Source organism: Pseudomonas sp. HN2 (assembly GCF_020736465.1).
GTDB lineage: Bacteria > Pseudomonadota > Gammaproteobacteria > Pseudomonadales > Pseudomonadaceae > Aquipseudomonas > Aquipseudomonas moraviensis_A.
In genome coordinates, this window is sequence record NZ_CP085885.1 from 2739123 (window position 1) to 2757345 (window position 18223).

The 18223-nt window shown below is 60.7% G+C and carries 17 protein-coding genes; 8 read left to right on the plus strand and 9 right to left on the minus strand.

Annotation, left to right across the window (positions count from 1 at the left end; genetic code table 11):
• Positions 1–4 precede the first annotated feature (4 nt).
• The 5 genes from LIS66_RS12045 (at position 5) to LIS66_RS12065 (ending at position 6948) form a co-directional block, all read left to right on the plus strand.
• A complete protein-coding gene (locus LIS66_RS12045) occupies positions 5–373 on the plus strand; it encodes a DUF4810 domain-containing protein (RefSeq protein ID WP_083352940.1) in 369 nt (122 codons plus the stop codon).
• On the plus strand, positions 370–1029 hold the full coding sequence (locus LIS66_RS12050; RefSeq protein WP_064361803.1) for a DUF799 domain-containing protein: 660 nt from the start codon (positions 370–372) through the stop codon (positions 1027–1029). Before LIS66_RS12045 ends, LIS66_RS12050 begins: the two co-directional genes overlap by 4 nt.
• Positions 1030–1338: 309 nt before the next feature.
• On the plus strand, positions 1339–2028 hold the full coding sequence (locus LIS66_RS12055; RefSeq protein ID WP_042610317.1) for a GntR family transcriptional regulator: 690 nt from the start codon (positions 1339–1341) through the stop codon (positions 2026–2028).
• Positions 2029–2163: 135 nt separating this feature from the next.
• Positions 2164–4275, plus strand: coding sequence for a PAS domain-containing hybrid sensor histidine kinase/response regulator (locus tag LIS66_RS12060; RefSeq protein WP_227974368.1), 2112 nt, complete (start codon positions 2164–2166; stop codon positions 4273–4275).
• A gap of 39 nt (positions 4276–4314) precedes the next feature.
• Entirely contained in the window at positions 4315–6948 is a 2634-nt protein-coding gene (locus tag LIS66_RS12065; RefSeq protein WP_227974369.1) for an excinuclease ABC subunit UvrA, read from the plus strand.
• 1666 nt (positions 6949–8614) lie between these two features.
• Here the strand turns inward: LIS66_RS12065 and LIS66_RS12070 are convergent.
• From LIS66_RS12070 to LIS66_RS12095, 6 genes are read right to left on the minus strand one after another with little or no spacing between them, the layout of a single operon-like run.
• Positions 8615–10558 (minus strand): response regulator, encoded by a 1944-nt coding sequence (locus LIS66_RS12070; protein WP_227974370.1) that lies wholly within the window; start codon positions 10556–10558, stop codon positions 8615–8617.
• The gene (locus LIS66_RS12075; RefSeq protein WP_042610321.1) at positions 10548–11423 is read right to left on the minus strand and encodes a sensor histidine kinase; all 876 of its coding nucleotides are present in this window, start codon (positions 11421–11423) and stop codon (positions 10548–10550) included. Before LIS66_RS12075 ends, LIS66_RS12070 begins: the two co-directional genes overlap by 11 nt.
• A complete protein-coding gene (locus LIS66_RS12080) occupies positions 11416–12429 on the minus strand; it encodes an ATP-binding protein (protein ID WP_064362040.1) in 1014 nt (337 codons plus the stop codon). Before LIS66_RS12080 ends, LIS66_RS12075 begins: the two co-directional genes overlap by 8 nt.
• Positions 12426–12830 carry an anti-sigma regulatory factor gene (locus LIS66_RS12085; protein ID WP_042610322.1) on the minus strand — a complete coding sequence of 135 codons (405 nt, stop codon included), beginning with the start codon at positions 12828–12830 and terminating at the stop codon, positions 12426–12428. The genes LIS66_RS12080 and LIS66_RS12085 overlap by 4 nt, the downstream gene beginning before the upstream one ends.
• On the minus strand, positions 12827–13189 hold the full coding sequence (locus LIS66_RS12090) for an STAS domain-containing protein (RefSeq protein WP_042610323.1): 363 nt from the start codon (positions 13187–13189) through the stop codon (positions 12827–12829). The genes LIS66_RS12085 and LIS66_RS12090 overlap by 4 nt, the downstream gene beginning before the upstream one ends.
• Positions 13190–13191: 2 nt before the next feature.
• The gene (locus LIS66_RS12095; protein ID WP_227974371.1) at positions 13192–14043 is read right to left on the minus strand and encodes an STAS domain-containing protein; all 852 of its coding nucleotides are present in this window, start codon (positions 14041–14043) and stop codon (positions 13192–13194) included.
• Positions 14044–14304: 261 nt separating this feature from the next.
• Between LIS66_RS12095 and LIS66_RS12100 the strand changes: the two genes are divergently transcribed.
• Entirely contained in the window at positions 14305–14568 is a 264-nt protein-coding gene (locus LIS66_RS12100; protein ID WP_042610415.1) for a hypothetical protein, read from the plus strand.
• Positions 14569–14626: 58 nt separating this feature from the next.
• Here the strand turns inward: LIS66_RS12100 and LIS66_RS12105 are convergent, their stop codons facing one another.
• A complete protein-coding gene (locus tag LIS66_RS12105; RefSeq protein ID WP_016774469.1) occupies positions 14627–15148 on the minus strand; it encodes a DUF4142 domain-containing protein in 522 nt (173 codons plus the stop codon).
• A 204-nt stretch (positions 15149–15352) separates the two neighbouring features.
• Here LIS66_RS12105 and LIS66_RS12110 point away from each other — a divergent pair, with 204 nt between their 5' ends.
• Both LIS66_RS12110 and LIS66_RS12115 read left to right on the plus strand, forming a co-directional pair.
• Positions 15353–15607 (plus strand): hypothetical protein, encoded by a 255-nt coding sequence (locus LIS66_RS12110; protein WP_064361798.1) that lies wholly within the window; start codon positions 15353–15355, stop codon positions 15605–15607.
• Between the two features lie 99 nt (positions 15608–15706).
• Positions 15707–15871, plus strand: a complete 165-nt coding sequence (locus tag LIS66_RS12115) for a hypothetical protein (RefSeq protein ID WP_227974372.1) — start codon at positions 15707–15709, stop codon at positions 15869–15871.
• Positions 15872–15979: 108 nt separating this feature from the next.
• Here the strand turns inward: LIS66_RS12115 and LIS66_RS12120 are convergent, their stop codons facing one another.
• The gene (locus tag LIS66_RS12120; RefSeq protein WP_227974373.1) at positions 15980–17056 is read right to left on the minus strand and encodes an SMP-30/gluconolactonase/LRE family protein; all 1077 of its coding nucleotides are present in this window, start codon (positions 17054–17056) and stop codon (positions 15980–15982) included.
• Positions 17053–18198: a sterol desaturase/SRPBCC family protein gene (locus LIS66_RS12125; RefSeq protein ID WP_065617185.1), complete on the minus strand. Its 1146-nt coding sequence runs from the start codon at positions 18196–18198 to the stop codon at positions 17053–17055. The genes LIS66_RS12120 and LIS66_RS12125 overlap by 4 nt, the downstream gene beginning before the upstream one ends.
• Positions 18199–18223: the final 25 nt, after the last annotated feature.

Here is an 18223-nt window from a genome sequence, read left to right on the forward strand (position 1 = left end):
ACCCATGAACCCGTTTTTTTCGCGCGCGCTGATGGCGCTGACTCTGGCTGCCAGCACTGTGCTGGCCGGTTGTGCGGCCCCGAAAACCCTCTATCAATGGGAGGGCTACGAGCCTCAGGTCTACGAATATTTCAAAGGCGAAGAGCCTAAGGAAGCCCAGGCCGAAGCACTCGAACGTGATCTGCAGAAGATTCGTTCCACCGGCAAGGCCGTGCCGCCGGGTTACCACGCGCACCTTGGTCTGCTCTATCTGAGCATGGGCAAGGACGACCAGATGGTGCAGCAGTTCAACACCGAGAAAACGCTGTTTCCCGAGTCCGGCACCTATATGGATTTTCTGCTTAAAAACGCCAAGGCCGGAGCCGTGCAATGATCTCGCGTACCTTGAAACTGTTCGCCGGCGTACTGGCCCTGACCGTGCTGGGCGGCTGTGTCGCGCCCAAGACCGTTGATTACGCTGCCTACAAACAGGCGCGGCCCAAGACCATCCTGGTGCTGCCACCGCTGAACACTTCGCCGGATGTGAAGGCGTCGTACAGCCTGTTGTCGCAGGTGACTTTTCCACTCGCCGAAGCCGGTTACTACGTATTGCCGATCACGCTGGTCGACGAAACGTTCCGCCAGAACGGCCTGACCACCCCGGATGACATTCACCAGGCGCCGCCTGCCAAGCTCAAGGAAATCTTCGGCGCGGACGCGGCCTTGTACATCACCGTGACCGAGTACGGTACGCGTTACATGGTGATCAGCAGCGAAACCGCAGTAACGGCGACGGCGAAACTGGTCGACCTGAAAAGTGGTACCACGCTCTGGACCGGAGCGGCGCGGGCATCGAGTGAAGAGGGTGGCAACAACGGTGGCGGTGGGTTGATCGGCATGCTCATCACTGCTGCGGTGAAGCAGATCATCAATAGCTCCACCGATGCCGGTTACCCGATTGCCGGTGTGGCGAGCAATCGTCTGCTGTCGGCCGGACACCCGGCGGGTCTGCTGTATGGACCGCGTTCGCCGAAGTACGGCACCGACTGAGATAACTCCATAAATCCCTGTGGGAGCGAGCAAGCTCGCTCCCACAAGGTAATGGGTTGTCTGTCGGTTTATTTGGCGCAAAGCCAAATCCGTTCGCTACTGCCCACGCTCGCAACGAGTGGTCGGCAGATAATCCATCACCTCGCCAAAACGACCTCCCGCGATTGGCCGATGTTCAGCACCCTCATCCGCCGCTGTGCAATATATGAATGCAATTTAGCCATGCGCGGATTAATCTGCGTCTGCCGCTCTTTTTCCATGGCCAGCCATCGCCAAGGGCTGGCTGTCCGATGCCAAAGGAGTGTTCGAATGACCGAAAAGAAACTGGAAACCACGGTCGACCGCGTCTACCAAGGGGTTTACGCGGCGATCAGCAAGCGTTCGTTGCGCCCCGGCATGAAGCTGGGCGAGGCCTCACTGGCCGAACTGTTCAATGTCAGTCGCACCTCGGTGCGCGCTGCGCTCAAACAACTGGAAGCCGACGGCCTGGTCACCACCGAGCCCAACAAAGGCGCGTCGGTGTCGTTGCCCAGTGACGAGGAGATCCGTTCGCTGTTCGAAACCCGGCGGCTGATCGAAATCGGCATCGTCACTGAACTGTGCCGGCGCAAGGACGCCGTGGCGATGCAGGATCTGCGTGCGCACCTGTTGCTGGAAGATGCCGCGCACGCCGCCGGCGACCACGAACGGCTGATTCACCTGCTGGGCGAGTTCCACATCAAACTGGCGCGCAGTCTGAACAACCCGGTGTTGCTCGACTGGTTCCAGAAGCTGATCTCGCGCGCCTCGCTGTACGCCGCCGCGCTCGACGACGACAGCCATCAGGCATGCCGCGACGATGAACATCTGCGTTTGCTCGAGTACATCGAGGCCGGCAATCAGAGCGCTGCGATCGAGCTGACCTGCACCCACCTCAACGGAATCGAGAAGGCGATTCTCGACGTTGCGGCGAAAATGAAAACCGGCTATCACCCACTCAAACACTTGATTGGCGTCTGAATGGCTCGGCGTCGCAAATCGGCTATACCTGCAATGAAACCAATGCGCTTTCAAAGCCTCGAAACACACGGGCGTCGCGTCGTTGAAGCGTTGCGATAGATCGGAAAACCGCAAAAAAGGACACTGAGTCAGGCGATGCAGTTTTTATCCGAAAGCCACGGCTGTGAGGGCTGGAAAGGCGAAATGGCCGGACGCATACGTGCGTTCGACTGGAGCCATACCGAACTGGGTCCGCTCGCCGACTGGCCGGCCAGCCTGTGCAACACCGTGCAACTGATGCTGGCCTCGCCGCTGCCGATGGTGATGCTTTGGGGCCACGCCGGCTACATGATCTATAACGACGCCTATTCCGAATTCGCCGGCGGCCGCCATCCCTACCTGCTCGGCGTGCCAGTCGAACTGGGCTGGCCGGAGGTTGCCGAATTCAATCGTCACGTCGTCGACACCTGCCTGGCCGGCGGCACCTTGTCCTATCGCAACAAAGAACTGGTATTGCTGCGCGACGGCGTCCCGGAAGACGTCTGGATGGATTTGTATTACAGCCCGGTCGCCAACGACGAAGGCGTGCCTGGCGGCGTCATGGCGATGGTGGTCGAGACCACCGAGCTGGTGCATTCCGAGCGCCTGCGCCAGGCAGCGGAAGATGCCTACCGGGCCGACAATGAGCGCGTGCGCCTGGCCTTGAATGCCGGCGCACTGCTGGGCTCGTTTGTCTGGGACATCAAGAACAATCGCTTGTCCGCCGATGAACGTTTCGCCCGCACCTTCTCCTATCCCGCTGACCAGGACCTGAGCGATCTGCAACAAGACATCGCCGAATCGCGCATCCATCCTGACGACCATCCCTGGGTGCAGGACCGCGTTGCCCATTGCGTACGCACTGGCGAGCCGTACAACGCCGAATACCGTGTGCAGCGCGCCGATGGTCAGTACCTGTGGGTGTTGGCCAGCGGCGCCTGTGAGTTCGATGAGCAGGGCAGGCCGTTTCGTTTCCCCGGCGTGCTGATCGATATTCATGAGCGCAAGAACGCCGAAGAATCACTGCTCAAATTCACCCGCAACCTCGAACAGCGCGTGGCCGCCGAAGTCGATGCGCGACTGGCCGCGGAAGAACAACTGCGGCAGTCGCAGAAACTCGAAGCCATCGGCGGCCTCACCGGTGGTGTCGCCCACGACTTCAACAACCTGCTGCAAGTGATCGCCGGCAATCTGCATTTGCTCGCGCGGCATGAGCCGAACAATGCCAACGTACAACGCCGGGTCGGGGCTTCGCTGGCAGCGGTCGAACGCGGTGCCAAATTGTCTTCGCAACTGCTGGCGTTTGCCCGGCGCCAACCGCTTTCGCCCGCCGTGTGCAATCCACAACAGATTTTCGAAGGCGTCGGCGAATTGCTGCAACGCGCATTGGGCGAAACCATTCAGATCGACGTGCAGCTGCCGCCGCAGCCATGGCACATCAACGTCGACCGCAACCAGTTGGAAAACGCCATTCTCAATCTGGCGATCAACGCCCGCGACGCGATGAAGGGCGAGGGGGTTATCGGCCTCAGCGCTGCCAATGTGCGTCTCGACAACGAGTTCTGTGCCGGCAAAGGCATTTCGGCTGGCGAGTATGTGCGCGTGGCGGTCAGGGACAATGGTGTGGGTATTGCCCCACAGATGCTCGAGCAGGTCTTCGAACCGTTCTTCACCACCAAGGCCGACGGACAGGGCACCGGGCTGGGTTTGAGCATGGTGTTCGGCTTCGTCAAACAGAGCGGCGGCCACGTCGAGATCGACAGCCAGCTCGGCGAAGGTACGCGAGTGCAGCTGTATTTCCCCCGCAGTCTGCGTCCGGTTCGCGAAGAGACAGCCAGCGTCGGCGAACGCAAGGGCGGTGGTCACGAGACGATTCTGGTGGTGGAAGACAACGACGCGGTACGCGCTTCGGCCGTGGAGTTGCTGCGGGAAGAAGGCTATCGGGTGATGACGGCGGGCAATGGCGACGTCGCCATGCAGATGTTGCTGGAAGGCATCGAAATCGATCTGATCTTCACCGATGTGGTCATGCCCGGCCTGATCAAGAGCTCCGATCTTGCAGCGTGGGCCAAGGTGCAGATGCCACCCGTACCGGTGCTGTTCACCTCCGGCCACACCCGCGACATCATTTCCCGCGACCACCAGCTCAGTCCCGATACGCATCTGCTCGGCAAACCTTACAGCCCGCAAGCTTTACTGCAGATGATTTGCGAGGTGCTCGGCACCTGAGGCCGAGCGCTGCCCCGGTTTTCAACACAAGGCACGCCGATGATTTCCAAGCGCAACTCCAAAGCACCCGCCGGCATGGTTCGCGTGCGCGGCGCCCGCGAACACAATCTGAAGAACGTGGATGTCGATATTCCCCGCGATGCGCTGGTGGTGTTCACCGGCGTCTCGGGTTCGGGCAAGTCGTCGCTGGCGTTTTCCACGCTGTATGCCGAGGCCCAGCGGCGTTATTTCGAGTCGGTGGCGCCGTATGCGCGGCGGTTGATTGATCAGGTCGGCGTGCCGGATGTCGATTCCATCGAAGGTCTGCCGCCCGCCGTGGCTCTGCAACAGCAGCGCGGCACGCCGAGCGCGCGTTCCTCGGTGGGCAGCGTGACGACATTGTCGAGCCTGATCCGCATGCTTTATTCCCGCGCCGGCAGCTATCCGCCGGGGCAGCCGATGTTGTATGCCGAAGATTTTTCGCCGAACACGCCGCAGGGTGCCTGCCCGGAGTGTCACGGGCTTGGCCGCGTCTACGAAGTGACCGAAGCGCTGATGGTGCCGGACCCGAACCTGACCATCCGCCAGCGCGCCGTGGCGTCCTGGCCTTTGGCCTGGCAGGGCCAGAACCTACGCGACATCCTCGTGACCATGGGCATCGACGTCGACATTCCCTGGAAAAAACTGCCGAAAAAGCAGCGCGACTGGATTCTCTTCACCGAAGAAACGCCGACCGTGCCGGTGTACGCCGGGCTGACCCCGGAAGAAACCCGCGTCGCCCTCAAGCGCAAGATGGAACCGAGTTATCAGGGCACCTTCACCGGCGCCCGGCGCTATGTCCTGCACACTTTTACCCACTCGCAAAGTGCGCTGATGAAGAAGCGCGTTTCGCAGTTCATGCGCGGCAGCCCGTGCCCGTTGTGCGAGGGCAAGCGGCTCAAGCGCGAGGCGTTGTCGGTGACTTTTGCGGGTTACGACATCGGCGAACTGTCGCAAATGCCGTTGCTGCAAGTGGCCGAAGTGCTGCGGCCGGTGGCAGCGACCAGTTACCTGGAACAGGCGGAGGAGAGCGGCGACACCCTCAGCCATGTGCAGACGCGCGAGGCTCGCAAACAGCGGGTCGCCCATGGCGCCAGTGGTCACGCCAGCGCGCCGGACGTGCGCCACACGCCGAATCTGTCGCTGGAGAAACGCCTTGCGGCGCAGCGCATTGCTGAAGATCTGCTGGAGCGCGTCAGCACCTTGACCGATCTCGGCCTGGGTTATCTGGCGCTGGAACGCAGTACGCCGACCTTGTCGTCGGGCGAGCTGCAGCGTTTGCGCCTGGCCACGCAGTTGGGTTCGCAGCTGTTCGGGGTGATTTATGTGCTGGACGAGCCATCGGCCGGTCTGCATCCGGCTGATGGCGAGGCGCTGTTCGAGGCGTTGCAACGGCTGAAGGCTGACGGCAACACATTGTTCGTGGTCGAGCATGATGTCGAAACCATGCGCCGTGCCGACTGGCTGATCGACGTCGGTCCGGCAGCGGGCGAGAAGGGTGGGCGGGTGTTGTACAGCGGTCCGCCCGATGGATTGTCGACCGTCGAGGATTCTCAGACCCGGGCTTATCTGTTCGCCGAAAATCAGCGCCCCGAGCGCACCGCGCGCAAACCGAGCGGGTGGCTGAAGCTGGAGGGTGTCACGCGCAACAACCTGAATAATCTCAGCGCTGAATTTCCCTTGGGCTGTTTCACCTCGGTGACAGGGGTGTCTGGCTCCGGTAAATCCAGTCTGGTCAGTCAGGCATTGCTGGAACTGGTCGGCGCGCAATTGGGCCGGCCGATAGCCGAGGTCGAGTCGGAAGAACCGAGCCTGGAAGACGACACGCCAACCCCCAGCACTGGTCAGATCACCACCGGCCTGGAGTCGATCAAGCGACTGGTACAGGTTGATCAGAAACCGATCGGACGCACACCGCGTTCCAATCTGGCGACCTACACCGGGTTGTTCGACAACGTGCGCAAACTGTTCGCCGCGACGCCCGAGGCGCAAGCGGCAGGCTATGACGCCGGGCAGTTTTCCTTCAACGTCGCCAAGGGCCGTTGCGCCACCTGCGAGGGTGAGGGTTTCGTCAGCGTCGAATTGCTGTTCATGCCCAGCGTGTATGCACCGTGCCCGACCTGCCATGGCGCGCGGTACAACCCTGAGACACTGGCGATTCTCTGGCAGGGCTTGAGCATCGCCCAGGTGCTGCAATTGACCGTCGATGAAGCGGTGGCAGTGTTTGCCGAGCAGGCGGGGATCCGGCGTTCGCTGGAGGTGCTGCGCGATATCGGCCTGGGTTATCTGCGCCTGGGGCAACCGGCCACGGAATTGTCCGGCGGCGAGGCGCAGCGGATCAAACTGGCAACCGAGTTGCAGCGCAGTCAGCGTGGCGCGACCCTGTATGTGCTGGATGAGCCGACCACGGGATTGCACCCCAGAGATGTCGATCGGTTGCTGGAGCAACTCGACACGCTGGTAACGGCGGGGCACACGGTCATCGTGGTCGAGCACGAAATGCGTGTGGTCGCGCAGAGCGACTGGGTGATCGACATCGGCCCCGGCGCCGGCGATCAGGGCGGCAGGATCGTCGCCGCCGGCACACCGCAGAAAGTCGCCGCCAGCAAGAAGAGCAAGACCGCGCCGTTTCTTGCCCGTGCTTTAAGCCGCTGATTGTGGCGCCCTGCCGGACGCCTTCGCGAGCAAGCTCGCTCCCACAGGTTTGCAAGGTGTACCCAGAAAGTTGGTCACACCCGGATCCCTTGTAGGAGTGAGCCTGCTCGCGAAAGCGGAGTGTCAGTAACATGTGAGTTCACTGACCGGGCGCTATCGCGAGCAGGCTCACTCCTACAGGTTTGCGAGGTGTACCCAGAAAGGTGATCACACCCCGGATCCCTTGTAGGAGTGAGCCTGCTCGCGAAAGCGGAGTATCGGCAACAGATGAGGTCACTGGACGGACGCCTTCGCGAGCAGGCTCGCTCCCACAGTCTTGCAAGGTGTACCCAGAAAGGTGGTCACACCCCGGATCCCTTGTAGGAGTGAGCCTGCTCGCGATAGCGGAATGTCAGTAACAGATGAGTTGACTGAACGGGCGCTATCGCGAGCAGGCTCACTCCTACAGTTTTGCAATGTATACCCAGAAAGGTGATCACACCCCGGATCCCTTGTAGGAGCGAGCCTGCTCGCGAAAGCGGAGTGTCAGTAACAGATGAGTTGACTGAACGGGCGCTATCGCGAGCAGGCTCACTCCTACAGTTTTGCAAAGTCTACCCAGAAAGGTGGTCACACCCCGGATCCCTTGTAGGAGTGAGCCTGCTCGCGAAAGCGGAGTATCGGCAACAGATGAGGTCACTGGACGGACGCCTTCGCGAGCAGGCTCGCTCCCACAGGTTTGATTGGGTTAACAGATAAGTGGTAACACAGCAGATCCTTGTAGGAGCGAGCCTGCTCGCGAAAGCGGAGTGTCAGTAACAAATGAGTTGACTGACCGGACGCTATCGCGAGCAGGCTCGCTCCCACAGTTTTTGCGAGGTGTACCCAGAAAGTTGGTCACACCCGGATCCCTTGTAGGTGTGAGCCTGCTCGCTAAAGCGGAGTGTCAGTCGCAGACGAATTGACTGGTCGGACGCCTTCGCGAGCAGGCTCGCTCCCACAGGTTTGATTGGGTTAACCAGATAAGTGGTAACACAGCAGATCCTTGTGGGAGCGAGCCTGCTCGCGAAAGCGGAGTGTCAGTAACAGATGAGTTCACTTACCGGACGCTATCGCGAGCAGGCTCACTCCTACAGTTTTGCGAGGTGTACCCAGAAAGTTGGTCACGCCCCGGATCCCTTGTAGGAGTGAGCCTGCTCGCGAAAGCGGAATGTCAGTAACAGATGAGTTGACTGAACGGGCGCTATCGCGAGCAGGCTCACTCCTACAGTTTTGCAAGGTGTACCCAGAAAGTTGGTCACGCCCCGGATCCCTTGTAGGAGTGAGCCTGCTCGCGATAGCGGAGTATCGGCAACAGATGAGGTCACTGGCCGGACGCCTTCGCGAGCAGGCTCGCTCCTACAGTTTTGCGAGGTGTACCCAGAAAGTTGGTCACGCCCGGATCCCTTGTAGGAGTGAGCCTGCTCGCGAAAGCGGAGTGTCAGTAACATGTGAGTTCACTGACCGGGCGCTATCGCGAGCAGGCTCACTCCTACAGGTTTGCGAGGTGTACCCAGAAAGGTGATCACACCCCGGATCCCTTGTAGGAGTGAGCCTGCTCGCGAAAGCGGAATGTCAGTAACAGATGAGTTCACTGACCGGGCCCCTTCGCGAGCAGGCTCGCTCCTACAGGGGGATGTGCTTTGATTCAGGCGCCATCGAGCGTGCGGCGGACCTTGTCGAGCAGTTCGCTGATCTGGAACGGTTTGACCAGCATTTCCATCCCTGTGCCGAGGAAGACCTGGCGGTTGATCGCGGTTTCGGCGTAGCCGGTCATGAACAGGATCGGCAGCCCTGCGTTCCAGCCGCGGGCGACATCCGCCAGTTCGCGGCCGCTCATGCGCGGCAGGCCGACGTCGGTCAGCAGCAGGTCGATTGACGGGTCATTCTGCAAGCGCTCCAGCGCCGACTCGATATCCGCCGCCTGCGTGCAGCGATAGCCGGCATCTTCCAGCACTTCGTTGACGAACAAGCGAACAGTGGCCATGTCTTCGACGATCAGCACATGTTCGCCACTGCCTTTGGCATCAGGCACCGGCACAGGCACGTCGGCGCCGGTCGGGTCGTTGGTGCCGGGCAGCATGATCGTCACTTCGGTGCCACGCCGGGCAACACTGCGGATGTGCGCGTCGCCGCCAGACTGACGGGCAAAACCGTAAATCGTCGACAGGCCGAGCCCGGTGCCCTGGCCCAACGGTTTGGTGGTGAAGAACGGTTCGAACACCTTGTCGATCACGTTGTGTTCAATGCCGGTGCCGTCGTCGCGTACCGACAGCGCCACGTAAGCGCCATCGGCCAGATTCGGATCGCCGTGGGAATAAGCGGCGTAGGTGTTGACCCAGATATTGCCGCCGGAGGGCAGGGCATCGCGGGCGTTGATCACCAGGTTGAGCACCGCGCTTTCCAGCTGCACCGGATCCACCAGCGCAATCGCCGATTTGTTGGTCAGTTCCAGCTTCAGGGTGATGCGCTCACCGATGGTGCGCACCAGCAATTCTTCCAGCGAGCGAACGTGCTCGTTGATATCCACCGGCCGGGTGTCGAGCGGCTGCTGACGGGCGAACGCGAGCAGACGATGGGTCAGCGAGGCCGCGCTCATCGCCGAGTTCAGCGCTGCTTCGGTATAGAACTGCACCTTGTCCAGGCGCTCATCGGCCACGCGTTTCTGAATCAGTTCCAGACTGGTGATGATCCCGGTCAGCAGGTTGTTGAAGTCGTGGGCGATACCGCCGGTGAGCTTGCCCAGTGCATCCATTTTCTGCACTTGCAGCAATTGCGCTTCGGCGTGCACCCGTTCGGCAACTTCCTTAGCCAATTGTGTGGTGGTGTCATCCAGCCGCGCCAGATGCGAGCGCTCGCGGTGGCGGTGTTCGGTGACGTCTTCGACGAATACCAAGCTCAATTCCGGGGTGCGGTACGGCGAAATCTGCCACTGCGTTTCGCGAATCTCGCCTTGCACGCTCATGTTCAGCGTGCCTTTCCAGCGCTCGCCGTCGACCAGACGCAGACGCAGTTCATCGAGGATCGAGCATTGATCTTCGGCGAAACATTCACGCAGCGCCTGCGGGTCGCGGTTGTCGACGATCAACTGGGCAAAGGCATGGTTGCATTCATGCACTTTCAGATTGGCATCGAGCACCGCAATCGGCGCCGAGACGTTGGCGAAAATCTCGCGAAAACGTGCCTCGCTTTCGCGCAGGGCGTTTTCCGTGTCGCGCACCCGCAGCAAGGTGCGCAGCGTTGCCAGCAGTACGTCGGGGTCGACCGGGTGAATCAGGTAGGCATCGGCGCCGGCGTTCAGACCGGTGATGATGTCGCCGGTCTGGATCGAGGCTGCTGACACATGGATCACCGGCAGCAGCGCGGTGCGCGGGTCGGCGCGCAGCAGGCGGACGATATCGAAACCGCTCATGTCCGGCAGGTTGACGTCGAGGATCAACGCATCGAGGGCTTCGCTCTCGATCAGGGCCAGACCGTCACTGCCGGTGCCGGCTTCGAGCACCGCGTAGCCGTGGCGCTCCAGACGCCGGCGCAAGGCGTAACGGGTGGCGACGTTGTCATCGACAATCAGCAGGCGGATGTCACGATTCATCGACGTTCTCCAGAGCGATTGCCAGCGGGATGATGACAAAGAACGTCGAGCCGACGCCCGGGGTACTTTCAACCCCGACTTCACCGCCCAGCAGCGCGGCGAAACGCTTGCACAGTGACAGACCCAGACCGGTGCCGCGCAAGCGTTTCTGCAACGGCGAATCGACCTGGGAGAAGTCCTCGAACAGCGTGTCATGCAGTTCTGGCGCAATGCCGATGCCGGTATCGCTGACGGCGAAGCGCACTTTGTCTTCGCCTTCCATGCGCGTCGAGACGCGCACTTCGCCACGGGTGGTGAACTTCAGCGAGTTGGAAATGAAGTTGCGCAGGATCTGCCCGAGCTTCTTGTCGTCGGTATACAGGCGCGGCAGGCCGAGCGGCTCTTCGAAGATCAGATCCACCGCTGTCGCATCGACGATCGGCCGAAACATGCCGCGCAAGGCGGAAAACAGATCGAACATGTCGAACCAGGCCGGAGAAATGCTGATGCGCCCGGCTTCGATCTTCGCCAGATCGAGCAGGTCATCGACCATGTCGCTGAGTTCCCGGGCAGCAGTGCTGACGAACGCTACCTGCTTGTGTTGCTCGGGACTGAGCGGGCCGTCGAGTTCGTCGGCGAGAAGGCTGTTGATGCTCAGGATCGAGCCCAGTGGCGTGCGGAATTCATGGCTCATGTACGACAGGAACCGGCTCTTCAGATCCGAGGCCTGACGCAGTTCCTCGGCCTGATTGTCGAGCTCGGCGTACAGCGCAAGCACGCCCTGATTGGTTTCATCGAGCTCTTCGCGCAGGGCAGTGGTTTCACGCTGCAACTGGGCGATGAGCGCCGCCTGCTCGGCAGGGCTCAGGGTTGTCGATTCAGCCATGGGCGGCCTCCAGAGCAACGACCAGTACCGTCACGTCATCGCGGCCGCGACAGAAGTCGCGGTGCAGGACGCTGGCTATCACGGCGGGATGGCGATGCACCAGGCCGGGGTAGTCTGCAAGGTTCCAACGGGACTGTAAGCCGTCGCTGTACATGATCAATAAATGTCCGTTCACGTGAGCATAGTCAAAGGGTTTGGCTTTACGGTACTGGCCGCCAACGATACCGGGGTGCGAGGCCAGACCGCGGGATTTGCCAGGCTCCAGCAGACTGGCGCCGATGTTACCGACACCGGCGAACGTCAGGCCGTCGCGCTGGCTGTCGAACTGGGCGAACGCCACGGCGCCGCCGCGGGTGCCGAGCATTTCCTGATGCAGGTCTTCCATCAATACCACAGGATCGGCGAACGGTGCCCGGGCGAATGCTTGGGCCCCGGCCAGGCCTGCGCGCTCGGCGTCTTCGCCATGGCCGAGGCCATCGACCACCAGTGCGCTGATCCGCGAACCTTCATACTTCAGGTGCCAGACATCGCCGCAGGCTGGATCGGCATGCAACGAATGCTGGCTGACCCCGAAGCGGATATCGGCCTGCCGATCGCTGCGGGCAAAGATCCGCGCCAGCAGCACGGCGCCGCGGTGGTCGGCGTAAACATCGAACACGTCAGTCTGACGCGACACCGCGCCGAGACCGATGCCCTGCGTACCGCCGGTGGAAAAGCCATCCGCCAGACACGCATCCAGGTCAAAGCCCTGCGCGCGATCCACGGTCTGCATCTCGATGGCGAAACCGTTGCCCGGTCGTGGCAGTACGCGCAGGTGAAATTCGCCGCGTCGGGCATGCTTGAGCACGTTACTGGCCAGTTCGGTTGCCACCAGCGCCACGCGCCCGGCGTCGTTTTCATCGAAGCCATGCTGCTCGGCGAGTTTCTGCGCAGTGCGCCGTGCGTGACCGATCTGGCTGCTGTCCTCGATCGGCAGGACCTGGGTCAACGACCCGGTGATATTCATGTCCATCGTGTGATCGTAATGCGCGTGCCTTTACCGGGCTCAGTGTCGAGTTCGAATTCATTGACCAGGCGTTTGGCGCCGGTCAGGCCCAGGCCCAGACCGCTGCCGGAGGTCCAGCCGTCGGTCATCGCCAGTTTGATGTCAGGGATGCCCGGGCCTTCGTCGCGAAAGGTCAGACGCAGACCGACCCGGCCGTTTTCCTCGAGGACCTGCCAGTCCATGTCGCCACCACCGCCATAGACCATGGTGTTACGCGCCAGCTCGCTGACAGCGGTCACCAGTTTGGTCAGGTCGATCAGGCGCATGCCGCACTCGGTGGCGAGCTTGCGCGTGGTCTGGCGGGCCAGCACCACGTCCTGTTCAATGAGAATGGGTTGAGTACCGCTGCTGCGCACGGTCATTGTGCAAGTACTCGTTCCCGCAGCAGTTTCATCCCGCGTTCGACGTTCAGTGCGGTACTGACACCCGGCAATGTCATGCCCAGCTCAACCAGGGTGATCGCCACCGCCGGCTGCATGCCGACCAGCACGGTTTCGGCGTCCATGATTTTCGACAGCCCGGAAATCGTGCCGATCATGCGCCCGATGAACGAATCGACCATGTCCAGCGCCGAAATGTCGATCAACACACCGCGCGCCGAGGTCCGGCTGATGCGCTCGGACAGATCGTCCTGCAGGGTCATCGCGAGTTGGTCGTGCATGTCGACCTGAATGGTCACCAGCAGGAATTCGCCCATTTGAAGAATCGGAATACGTTCCATGGTCAAGCCGTCTTGACGAGGCTGACACCCAAGCGGGTCAGGGCCAGTTTCAATGCGTCGGCCAGGTTGGCCTTGGTCACTACGCCTTGCAGATCCAGACCGAGGTGGACGATGGTTTGAGCAATCTGCGGACGCACGCCGCTGATGATGCAATCGGCGCCCATCAGGCGGATCGCGGTCACGGTTTTCAGCAGGTGCTGGGCAACCAGTGTGTCGACGGTCGGCACGCCGGTGATGTCGATGATGGCGATTTCCGAACCGGTGTCGACGATGCGTTGCAGCAGCGATTCCATCACCACTTGGGTGCGCTGCGAATCAAGGGTGCCGATCATTGGCAGGGCGAGGACGCCGTCCCACAGCTTGACGACCGGGGTCGACAGTTCCAGCAATTCTTCCTGCTGGCGCTTGATCACCGCCTCGCGGGATTTCTGGAAGGTGCCGATGGTGTGCATGCCGACGGTGTCGAGCAGTTCGGACACTTCCAGCAATTGCTCGGCGAGCAGTGCCGGCTGGTCCTGATAATGGTTTTGCAGCAGGGCGAACAACGGACCCTTCAGAGCGAAGATGAAGTTGGCAGTTTGCTGGGAATCCTGGCCGAGCAGGGCGCGGCTTTGCGACAGCTTTTCAAGGAACTGGCGGGTATCTTCCCAGCCTGCGGCGGCAATCTTGCTGCCATTGCCGTTTTCCAGGCCGGTCAGCAGCAGGCTCAGCAAATCGCGGGTCTGTTGCGCGAGGTCATGTTCCTTGAGGTTGCGCGTGGCGCCGCTGGCTTCGAGGCGTTTGGTCCATTCGCTCAGCAGTTGCGTCTGGTTGTTCTTGATTGCTTCGACTGTGCTGTTCTGCATTGCTGCCATGTGCGTGTCGCTCCGATACGTATTGGGGGCCGGCGCAGCGAAATGGCCGGCGCGAATTGACTGACATTTGCCGCTTGAAATAGTTGTTCATCCAGCGCTGAATTTTTCTGCCTGCCGCGTCGAACACCCCGGTAACTCTAGTCGGCGTGGCAGCAGGCAACGATCTTTTGAACGAATCTACGGCGTCAGGCTTCGAATCTGCATGCCCGACGTTTTCCAGTCGTGCTGGAAGAGGGAGGCAGGACTATGAATGAGGTGGATATGAACGAGCAAGCGCCGCAACAGCAAAATCAGTCCTCTGAGTCGATTAACCGCAACGATCCGGCGATCGACCCGCAAACACCGGGGCAAACCAAGCCTGCACCGGCCGAAAAAGGGCAGGCCGACAGTGCGGCCAGCGAAGTTGATCAGAAACAGCATCACGACGACAACAACAACGAATTCAGCCCCGGCTTCAAGCCTGACCCGGACCGCCCCGCACCGGGCGAAAGCACCGACGCCGACATCGACACCGATGGCGGTTGATCGGTAGAACGCAAAAAGGCCGCATCGATGGATGCGGCCTTTTTTATTGCCCGGGCGTTTATTTGCTCGGGTGTTTGGCTTGCAGCTCTTTGGCGTGGGCCAGATGTTTTTCCAGCGCCGGCAGCATTTTCTGCGCGAACGCTTTCAGTTCAGTAGCGCCTTTGGCCTTGTCATCGGTCACGGTATTCGCCTGCTTCTTGAACAGCTCGATCGTCTCTTCGTGAGCCTTGACCTGGTTATTGGCGTAGGCCGCATCGAAGGATTCATCGCGCATGTCGAGAATCTTTTCCTTGGCCTGCTTGACCAGGGTGGTGGTGTCCGGGACTTCGATGTCGTTGGCTTTGGCAATCGCCGCCAGTTCATCGTTGGCCTTGCTGTGATCAGTGATCATCTGGTTGGCAAAGGCTTTGATGTCGGCGGACTGGCTTTTTTCCAGGGCCAGGCGGCTGGTTTCGATTTCAGCGATGCCACCAGCAGCGGCGTTATCGACAAAGTCGTTGTCAGTCGCGGCAAAGGCGCTGCCCATGCCGGCAGACAGTGCAACAGCCAGGGCGAGATGACGCAGGTTGAATCCGTCCATTGGGTATCTCCACGCAGGTTTTTGTGAGCGTTATCCAATGGAGCGGGAGGACACGGCAAAGGTTTTATCGCATTTACGACAGGGCGACGAACGGCAACCGCTGGTCTGACAGGGAGTCGACAGAAGCCATTGCCCAAGGCCATGCTGATAATGAGTCAGCGCATCGGTCGCGCTGGTCGTCGATCAAATTGATGGAGGTGTTTCATGCCGGTTTCACATGATCTGTATCAGGACCTGGGCTGCAAGAAGGAAGAGATCGAGCAAAAACGCTCCGAGGATCCGAAGCTGGATTCGTTGCTTAACAAGTATTTTGATGTCGATAAAGCGGTCGTCGAGGCCGAGAACGCCAAGTCAGACGCCCCCACTGACGATGACCTGAAAAAGCTCAAAGAGAAGCGTGTAATCGTCAAGGAGCAGATCGTCGCCCAACTGGCGGGGCAGCCGCTGACGGGCCAGTAATCGCCCGACCCGTGGTCATTTTCCCAAGGGAACGGCTACGGCATACGGCACCTCCAATGTGCAGAGTCTGCAAACCATCGACTCGTTGCGAGGTGCCACATGAACGACCCCAGATTCCCCAGTGAAGAGCAGGGCGGTTTCGACCCGATTCCCACCCGTCCCGAACCGAACAGCCCGGCGCATACCACTGCGCATCCTGAAGAACCGGTCGAGGACCTTCCCGAAGACGACGATCCTGACAAGTTCGATAGATCCAGCAACTGACAGACCGCTATCGCGAGCAGGCTCACTCCTACAATTTGAAATGCGTACCCCTGTAGGAGTGAGCCTGCTCGCGATAGCGCAATTCAATTGCGCGCAAATCCCGCTGACTCACTTCAGCGCCGAATCCAACCCTATCCGCCCCATATGCCCCGCCTTCAACGAGCCGAAATACAACCACTGCCCATACTCGCGCACCGTGGTAATCGGCGAATAATTGCCATCGCTCGCATCCTGCAGATTGGCGATCACCTTGCCGTCCAGATCCAGACCGAGGACAAACCCACGCTTCTCCACAGGCTTGGGCAAGACCGTCAACGCCCGCACGATCATCTTGCGCAAAAACGGATGTTCAGCCGTACCGTCGAGCAAGGCATTGCGCGGCGCATACAGGGCTACCCAGAAACGATCGCTGCCATTGAACGAGAGGTTGTCGGGCAGCCCTGGCAAGTTGTCGATAAACACGTCGTGGGTGCCAGCCTTCGGCCCGCTCAGCCAATAGCGGCTGATGCGGTAGGCGCCGGTTTCGTTGACCAGCACATAGGCCTCGTCCGGGCCAAGAGTCACGCCGTTGGCGAATTGCAGTTTGTCGAGCAGCACGCTGGTCTTGCCGGTCTGAAAGTCGTAGCGCAGCAAGCGTCCGTCGGCGCCGTGCTCGATGATGGCTTCGCCGTCCTGGCCGTAGCCCCAACGGCTGGAGGCATCACTGAAGTAGGCGTAGTGGCCTGACTTGTCGACCGCTACATCATCAGTGAATCCAAATGGCACACCGTTGGCCTCGGTGGTCAAGGGAATCATTTGTCCCTGCGCATCCAGCGACAGCAAACCCTTGACCGCATCGGCAATCACCAGCATGCCGTTCGGATGCCGGGCCAGGCCCAACGGGCGGCCACCGGTGTCGGCCAGTACCTTGCGCTGCGTGCCGTCGAGGCTGCTGCGAATCAGCCTGCCGTCATGTAATCCGGTGATGAGGAAATCGTCCTCCAGCAACAAGGCTTCGGGGCCTTCGATGTCGCTCGGCCCGACCTTCGCCACACCTTTGAGGCGCTTGTTGTCCGCGTAGATACCGTCTTTCAGCGAGGGCGCCGGTGGCGGTGTCCAGGCCACCGGTTCGACTTTGGTTGGCAGCAAAAGCAAGAAGGCGATGACGAGAACGATCAGCAGGCCCGGCAGATGACGTAATTTCACGCGCTGGCCCTCGCCGCGCCGATGAACTGTGCGGCCGTGTCGCGCAGGGCGAGCATGGACGCCGCAGACTCGCGTTCGATGCGCCGCTTGAGCAACAGGCGATTGGCGAGGCGCATGAGCAAGCCGTCAAAGCGATATTCCAGCGTACGCACGAAGCGCGTGCCGCCAGCCTCCGCCGAGCACTCGTAAGTCAGCCGCAAGGACAAGCCCTGATCGCTTTGCGCGCGGGCGCACCAGCGCCGTCCCGGCAGATATTCCGTCACTTCCCAGCGCAAATGGCCGGCACGTCCGCCGGCATGAATGTCCTCTTCGAAGCGCGCACCGGCATGCAGCGGACCTTGCGGACCGTCAATCTTCAATGAGGAGGGATGCCAGTCCGGCCAGTGACTGACGCTGGCGGCATAGGCCAGCACGGCGACCGGTTCGCCGGCGATGTCGATCTCGTGCTGCATGCGCGTCATGGGCATTTTCGAATATCTCAAAGGGGCGGGTTCCGGCTCGCGATACAGCGTGCCGAACAGGTAGTCCATCAAGGGCAGAACGATGTTGAAATTGCGTTCCTGCATGCGCTCGCGGCGATGATGCAATTCATGCAGACGGCGCATCTGGCGGATCCACGGCAAACGGCTCAACGGATTTTGCGGCGGCAGATGTTCGCAGGCATGGAACACTTCGTAGAGCAGATATCCAAGCACCATGCACCCGGCGAACAGCCCGGCGACATTGGCGTTGACCTGCGCGAGCAGCCACCACAGGGGCAGGGTGATCAGCAGCGTATGAATAACGATCAGCCAGGCCGGAAACAGAATCACCCGCCAGTCTCGCGCACTGTCGTAGGTCATATGGCCGGGGGTGAAAAAGCTGTGATGGTCGCCGGCATGCCGGGCGTAGAACATCTTTGCGAACGCTTTTTTCTGATGACCGAGATGGCGATGGACCATGTACACGCCGAAATTGAACAGCAGCAGGGTCAACGGCACGGTCAGCCATTCCAGCCAGCTCACCGAATGCACCGTGCGCCAGAACGCAGTGATCGCGAGAGTGCCGAACAGCAGCACGAACATGCCGTGCAGCCATGGGTTGTACAAAGGGTGAATGGCCGCACGGTAGCGGCTGCGAAATGTCTCGGTGGTCTGCCTCAACGCTTTCACCTGCGGGTATTGTCGT

What these genes read in the sequence shown, in the direction of transcription:
- LIS66_RS12115 (WP_227974372.1), top strand. Translation starts at nt 15,707, where the DNA reads ATGAACGACCCCAGATTCCCCAGTGAAGAGCAGGGCGGTTTCGACCCG.
- LIS66_RS12045 (WP_083352940.1), top strand. Translation starts at nt 5, where the DNA reads ATGAACCCGTTTTTTTCGCGCGCGCTGATGGCGCTGACTCTGGCTGCC.
- LIS66_RS12110 (WP_064361798.1), top strand. Translation starts at nt 15,353, where the DNA reads ATGCCGGTTTCACATGATCTGTATCAGGACCTGGGCTGCAAGAAGGAA.
- LIS66_RS12105 (WP_016774469.1), bottom strand. Translation starts at nt 15,148, where the DNA reads ATGGACGGATTCAACCTGCGTCATCTCGCCCTGGCTGTTGCACTGTCT.
- LIS66_RS12080 (WP_064362040.1), bottom strand. Translation starts at nt 12,429, where the DNA reads ATGAATATCACCGGGTCGTTGACCCAGGTCCTGCCGATCGAGGACAGC.
- LIS66_RS12085 (WP_042610322.1), bottom strand. Translation starts at nt 12,830, where the DNA reads ATGACCGTGCGCAGCAGCGGTACTCAACCCATTCTCATTGAACAGGAC.
- LIS66_RS12100 (WP_042610415.1), top strand. Translation starts at nt 14,305, where the DNA reads ATGAACGAGCAAGCGCCGCAACAGCAAAATCAGTCCTCTGAGTCGATT.
- LIS66_RS12065 (WP_227974369.1), top strand. Translation starts at nt 4,315, where the DNA reads ATGATTTCCAAGCGCAACTCCAAAGCACCCGCCGGCATGGTTCGCGTG.
- LIS66_RS12060 (WP_227974368.1), top strand. Translation starts at nt 2,164, where the DNA reads ATGCAGTTTTTATCCGAAAGCCACGGCTGTGAGGGCTGGAAAGGCGAA.
- LIS66_RS12095 (WP_227974371.1), bottom strand. Translation starts at nt 14,043, where the DNA reads ATGGCAGCAATGCAGAACAGCACAGTCGAAGCAATCAAGAACAACCAG.
- LIS66_RS12090 (WP_042610323.1), bottom strand. Translation starts at nt 13,189, where the DNA reads ATGGAACGTATTCCGATTCTTCAAATGGGCGAATTCCTGCTGGTGACC.
- LIS66_RS12050 (WP_064361803.1), top strand. Translation starts at nt 370, where the DNA reads ATGATCTCGCGTACCTTGAAACTGTTCGCCGGCGTACTGGCCCTGACC.
- LIS66_RS12070 (WP_227974370.1), bottom strand. Translation starts at nt 10,558, where the DNA reads ATGAATCGTGACATCCGCCTGCTGATTGTCGATGACAACGTCGCCACC.
- LIS66_RS12075 (WP_042610321.1), bottom strand. Translation starts at nt 11,423, where the DNA reads ATGGCTGAATCGACAACCCTGAGCCCTGCCGAGCAGGCGGCGCTCATC.
- LIS66_RS12055 (WP_042610317.1), top strand. Translation starts at nt 1,339, where the DNA reads ATGACCGAAAAGAAACTGGAAACCACGGTCGACCGCGTCTACCAAGGG.